6 protein-coding genes are annotated in these 5,196 nt (G+C 68.8%); 5 read left to right on the forward strand and 1 reads right to left on the reverse strand.

Annotated features, from left to right (window positions below):
- Positions 1-350 precede the first annotated feature (350 nt).
- Together tyrS and ABF821_RS19820 are read left to right on the forward strand one after the other, a co-directional pair.
- Positions 351-1,592, forward strand: a complete 1,242-nt coding sequence (tyrS, locus tag ABF821_RS19815; RefSeq protein ID WP_415531326.1) for a tyrosine--tRNA ligase — start codon at positions 351-353, stop codon at positions 1,590-1,592.
- Entirely contained in the window at positions 1,592-1,990 is a 399-nt protein-coding gene (locus ABF821_RS19820; RefSeq protein ID WP_415531327.1) for a DUF4186 domain-containing protein, read from the forward strand. The genes tyrS and ABF821_RS19820 overlap by 1 nt, the downstream gene beginning before the upstream one ends.
- Here ABF821_RS19820 and ABF821_RS19825 read toward each other — a convergent pair.
- Positions 1,956-2,285, reverse strand: coding sequence for a Rieske 2Fe-2S domain-containing protein (locus ABF821_RS19825; RefSeq protein WP_415531328.1), 330 nt, complete (start codon positions 2,283-2,285; stop codon positions 1,956-1,958). The genes ABF821_RS19820 and ABF821_RS19825 overlap by 35 nt on opposite strands.
- Positions 2,286-2,419: 134 nt before the next feature.
- On the opposite strand from ABF821_RS19825, the gene ABF821_RS19830 reads away from it, so the two are divergent.
- From ABF821_RS19830 to ABF821_RS19840, 3 genes are all read left to right on the forward strand, one after another.
- Entirely contained in the window at positions 2,420-3,682 is a 1,263-nt protein-coding gene (locus ABF821_RS19830) for an aminopeptidase (RefSeq protein WP_415531329.1), read from the forward strand.
- The gene (locus ABF821_RS19835) at positions 3,679-4,170 is read left to right on the forward strand and encodes a hypothetical protein (protein ID WP_415531330.1); all 492 of its coding nucleotides are present in this window, start codon (positions 3,679-3,681) and stop codon (positions 4,168-4,170) included. Before ABF821_RS19830 ends, ABF821_RS19835 begins: the two co-directional genes overlap by 4 nt.
- Before the next feature lie 309 nt (positions 4,171-4,479).
- Positions 4,480-5,043, forward strand: a complete 564-nt coding sequence (locus tag ABF821_RS19840; RefSeq protein ID WP_415531331.1) for a hypothetical protein — start codon at positions 4,480-4,482, stop codon at positions 5,041-5,043.
- Positions 5,044-5,196 lie beyond the last annotated feature (153 nt).

Here is a 5,196-nt window from a genome sequence, read left to right on the forward strand (position 1 = left end):
CCACCAGCTGGGCGGGGGGGGGGCGGCCCGGGGCCGCCGCCCCCCCCCGTGTGCCGGCCCCGCGGGGCTCCCCCCGGGGGGCGCTCCAGCCCCGCCACGGCCCCGGAACCTGTCTGGATATCCGGGCGGGTGACCGAGAGCGGCCCACAAGGGCCGCGCCCGCCATGCGTTCCCAAGCACCGCAGCGTAGCGACCTTGATGGCCGTGGACACCGGACCACCACCAGCCCGCATTTCCAGACAGGTCCGTCTCCGGGTTCATGTCTCGGCGCCGTCATGCTAGAGGATCGCCGCCCCTGTCCGGCGCCTTTCACCCGGCAGGGCCGCATATGAGACCAGAGTGAGCCGACCATGCCGAAAAGCGAATTCCTCCAGGAAGCCGAGGCCCGCGGCTTCATCTTCCAGTGCACCGACATGGAGGCCCTGGACGCCGCCCTGACGGCTGGCCCGGTGGCCGGCTATATCGGCTTCGACCCCACGGCCGACAGCCTGCATGTCGGCAGCCTGATCCAGATCATGATGCTGCGCCTGATGCAGAAGCACGGCCACCGGCCGGTCGCACTGATGGGTGGCGGCACGGCGCGGATCGGCGACCCCTCGTTCCGCGAGGAAGCCCGCCAGTTGATGACCGGCGAGACGATCGCCGCCAATCTGCGCGGGATCGAAGGCTGCCTGCGCCAGTTCCTCACATTCGAGGGGGATACCGGCGCCCGGCTGGCGAACAATGCCGACTGGCTGGACCGGCTCTCCTATATCGACCTGCTACGCGATGTCGGCGTGCATTTCTCGGTCAACCGCATGCTGGCCTTCGATTCGGTGCGCTCGCGCCTGGAGCGCGAACAGGGCCTGACCTTCCTGGAGTTCAATTATTCCATTCTCCAGTCCTACGATTTTCGCGAACTGAACCGCACGATGGGCGTGACCCTGCAAATGGGCGGGTCCGACCAATGGGGGAACATCGTCTCGGGCATCGACCTGGTGCGCCGCACCGACCAGAAGCAGGTCTTCGGCCTGACGACCCCGCTGCTCACCACCGCCTCGGGCGCCAAGATGGGCAAATCGGCGCGCGGCGCGGTGTGGCTGTCGGCGGAGCGCCTGCCGGTGTTCGAATACTGGCAGTTCTGGCGCAATGTGGAGGATGCCGATGTCGGCCGCTTCCTGCGCCTGTTCACCGACCTGCCGCTGGACGAGTGCGACCGCCTGGCCGCGCTGGACGGTGCGGAGATCAACGAGGCCAAGAAGATCCTCGCCACCGAGGTAACCGCCCTGTGCCACGGCCGGGCCGCCGCCGAGGAAGCCGCCGAGACCGCGCGCCGCACCTTCGAGGCCGGAGAATCCCCCGCCGCCCTGCCCGCGACGACGATTCCGGCCGACCTGCTGAGCGCCGGCATCCCCGCCTTCCGCCTGTTCGCCGAAAGCGGCATGGCCGCCAGCAATGGCGAGGCACGGCGCCTGATCCGTGGCGGCGGCGCCCGGATCAACGACGTGGCGGTAAAGGACGAATCGCTCATGGTCACCCCGGCGGACCTGGTGGACGGCGCGATCAAGCTGTCCTCCGGGCGCAAGCATCACCTGCTGGTGCGGCCGGCCTGATGACCCGGCCGGGGGACGGGGGACCCGACGACGGCACCCCGCCCCCGCCGATCCCTGACGCGCTGTGGCAGGCCCTGGCCCGCTCGACCTTCCGCGCGCGCTTCCATCTGGACGCGAAAGACCGCGCCTATCTGGAAGACAGGGGCCTGCCGACGATCATGGAGCACGCGGCGGATTTCATCGCCCGCCGCCTCGCCCCCGCCAGACCGGCGCGCGACGGCCGGCAGACGCCGTGGCGCGGCCACCCGGTCTTCGTCGCCCAGCATGCCACCGCCACCTGCTGTCGCGGCTGCCTGGAGAAATGGCACGGATTCGCCAAGGACCAGCCGCTGGACCCGACCGGTCGCGCCTACGTCCTGACGGTCATCCGGACGTGGCTGGAGCGGGAACGTCCCTGACCCAGATCGCGCCGTCCCGCGCGCGGGCGGGAAAGCGCGCCACCGCGCATTGCGGGTCGGCCACGCCATCGGGGCCGACATAATGGCCCGATTCGTCGAAGGCCCAGAGGTGGAAGGGGCAGATCAGGCGCCCCTCCTCGATATATCCCGCCGAGAGCCGGGCATCACGATGCGGACATCGGTCGACGAAGACGCGCGGCGTGCCGTCCGTCGCCAGCCAAGCGACCAACCCCGTCCCGTCCAGCACCACGCGGTGCGGCGCCGTCCGCGCCGCCTGGGTTTCACACAGACGCACCCAGCCATCCATGCTTCGGCCGCAATCCTCGTCCAATTGTGTTCCCCTCCGATCCTTCCGGGGCGGTTGCCTATCCGGTCCGGAGCGATCAGGCTAGGGTCAGCGCATCAACGTGAGCAGGATATCCGCTTTCAATGACATCCTCATCGTCCCCTGACGGGTTGTCCCATGACAGGCTTCTGGACCGCCTGGGCGAAGTCGCGGTCCGGACCGGGCTGAACGTCGCGCCGGGCCAGCAGGTGCTGATCACGGCGCCACTGGACGCCGTGCCGCTGGTGCGGAAAATCGCCGAACATGCCTATCGGGCCGGCGCGTCGCTGGTCACCCCTTTCTATACTGACGACGCGGTGACCCTGGCGCGCTTCCATTACGCGCCGGACGATGCGTTCGACATCGCGCCGAACTGGCTGCATGACGGCATGGCGAATGCCTACCGCGCGGGCGCGGCGCGCATGGCCATCACCGGCGGCAACCCCGTGCTGCTGAGCGAGGAGGACCCCGACCGCGTAGCCCGCGCCGGCAAGGCCGCGTCGCTGGCCGGCCGCCCGGCGATGGAACTGATCACCAGCTTCGCCGTGAACTGGAACATCGTCGCCTGCGCCACACCCGCCTGGGCGGAGCAGGTCTTCCCCGACGAGCCCCCCGAGCGGGCGCTGGCGCGGCTGTGGGATGCGATCTTCCAGGCGTCGCGCGTGACGGTCGACGACCCGGTAGCCGCCTGGGCCGCCCATAACGAGACCCTGCACCGGCGCGCGGACTGGCTGAACGACCGGCGCTTCGCTGCGCTGCACTTCACCGGCCCCGGCACCGACCTCACGGTCGGCCTGGCGGACGGCCATGCCTGGGCCGGCGGCTCGGAGCCCGCGCGCAACGGCATCGTGTGCAACCCCAACATCCCGACCGAGGAAGTCTTCACCACCCCGCACGCGCGACGGGTCGAAGGCTTCGTCCGCGCCACCAAGCCACTGTTCCATCAGGGGACGCTGATCGACGGCATCGCGGTACGCTTCGCGGGCGGGCGCATTACCGAGGCCCACGCGACGCAGGGCCAGACGGTGCTGGAACGCATCCTGGCCACCGACGACGGCGCCCGGCGCCTGGGCGAGGTCGCGCTGGTGCCCCATTCCTCCCCGATTTCGCAGAGCGGCGTGCTGTTCCGCAACACGCTGTTCGACGAGAACGCCTCCAGCCACATCGCATTGGGCCAGGCCTACACGAAATGCATGGTGGAAACCGAAGGCCAGACGCCGGAGCAGCTTGAGGCCCGAGGCGCGAATACCAGCTTCATCCATATCGACTGGATGATCGGCTCGGCCGAAATCGACGTGACCGCCATCACCCAGGATGGCGCCCGCGAACCCCTGATGAAACATGGTGAATGGGTCAAGACGGTATGACAAAACGACTGACGATCCTGGCGGCCGCGCTGGCCGCCGCCCTGCCCGCGGCGGCTATGGCCCAGCAAGCCCGGCAGCAGCCCCCCCAGCAGGCGCGCCAGCCCTCGGCCGCCGAAATCGCGGCTTTCCAGCGCGACATGCAGACGGCGGCGCAATATCCGCTGCCGGCCGACTTCCTGCCGCGCATGACGGCGACCCTGAACGCCATCAGGGCCGCCAACATCAGCCCGCCGAACGCCCAGAACCTGTCGCTGGCGCAGACGATCGACCAGACCGCCGCCATACCGGGCCTGGCGCCGATCCTGTCCGCGCACGGCTTCACGGCCCGCGATTTCGTGCTCGGGCTCAGTTCGTTCGGGCTGACCGAGTCCCTGATCCGCCAGCCGCCGCCGGCGGATGAGCATGCGCCCACCCCCAACCCGGCCAATGTCGCCCTGCTGCGCGCCCACCAGCAGGACGCCGATGCCCTGTTGCAGGCGATGAACTGAGACCCGACGGTTCCAGCAGCGGCCCATGACTGAACGACGCCCCGATTTCGGATGACGGAATCGGGGCGTCATCGTTTCACGCAAGCGTGATCACCCCCGATGAGACCGCCCGCAGAAAAAAACGCCATCGGGCACGGGATCCCGACGGAATTGATTCCTCTTCAAAAAATCACAGCTTTTAGGAAACCAGACACACCCTCGCACGTCATGACGGCATGATGAACAGTGGGTTTTCTATTGCAATTGAGAGGCGTTCTCAGTTAAGGCCATGTTCACGCACGAAGCGCAACGGCCGATCGGGAGTGTCCCATGACTGACGCAATGCCCCGCCTTCACGACCTGTCCCCCGGCGAGAGACTGACGGTCCGGATCATCCGGCGCCTGTCCGCGCAATGGGCGACCCGGCAGGCGAACAGACTGACCGCCCAGCCGCCCGTATCACGCTCGCGGGCCGCGCATGCCACCATGGCGCACGCCTTCCAGGACGCCTTCGGCCGCATGGCGCATCTCTGCCTGCCCGGCCTGGCGGTCGGCACGGCCGGCGCCGCGCAGCTTACGGCCACCGAGCAGAGCTTCCTGCACGCGACGGCAGCCGCCCAGCAGGGCCACACGCCGGAAGTCGGCGCGGCCCTGTATCGTGTCTTTTCCCGCCCCTCGGTCCATGCCCGGTTCGTGGCGGCGGTAAAGATGCTGGGGGACTATCTCACGGCATCCGGCTACCGGCTGCCCTACGCCCAGCCGCGCCTCCCGGCGGAAGAAAAGCTGGTGCTCGGCGGTGCCTGCCTGATGACCATGTCCCGCTGGCACGGGCTGGATATCAAGACCACCCGTGTCCTGTGGCCCCGCACAGCGCCCGAACACGCCGCGTCCTGAGCCTTCACAGCCGGAATGGGAATATGGACGGACAAGCGGAGCAGCCTTTCTCGGGCGGCCACGCAGACCCTGCCTGGAAATGTGGGCTGGTGAGTGAAAGCGGCCCGCCAGGGCCGCGCCCGTCGTGTGTTTCCGAGCACCGGAGCGGAGCGG

It is taken from the genome of Gluconacetobacter sp., from assembly GCF_047721585.1.
GTDB classification, from domain to species: Bacteria; Pseudomonadota; Alphaproteobacteria; order Acetobacterales; family Acetobacteraceae; genus Gluconacetobacter; species Gluconacetobacter dulcium.

Coding starts and splice junctions, on each gene's coding strand:
- ABF821_RS19835 (WP_415531330.1), top strand. CDS start 3,679: ATGACAAAACGACTGACGATCCTGGCGGCCGCGCTGGCCGCCGCCCTG.
- ABF821_RS19830 (WP_415531329.1), top strand. CDS start 2,420: ATGACATCCTCATCGTCCCCTGACGGGTTGTCCCATGACAGGCTTCTG.
- tyrS (WP_415531326.1), top strand. CDS start 351: ATGCCGAAAAGCGAATTCCTCCAGGAAGCCGAGGCCCGCGGCTTCATC.
- ABF821_RS19840 (WP_415531331.1), top strand. CDS start 4,480: ATGACTGACGCAATGCCCCGCCTTCACGACCTGTCCCCCGGCGAGAGA.
- ABF821_RS19820 (WP_415531327.1), top strand. CDS start 1,592: ATGACCCGGCCGGGGGACGGGGGACCCGACGACGGCACCCCGCCCCCG.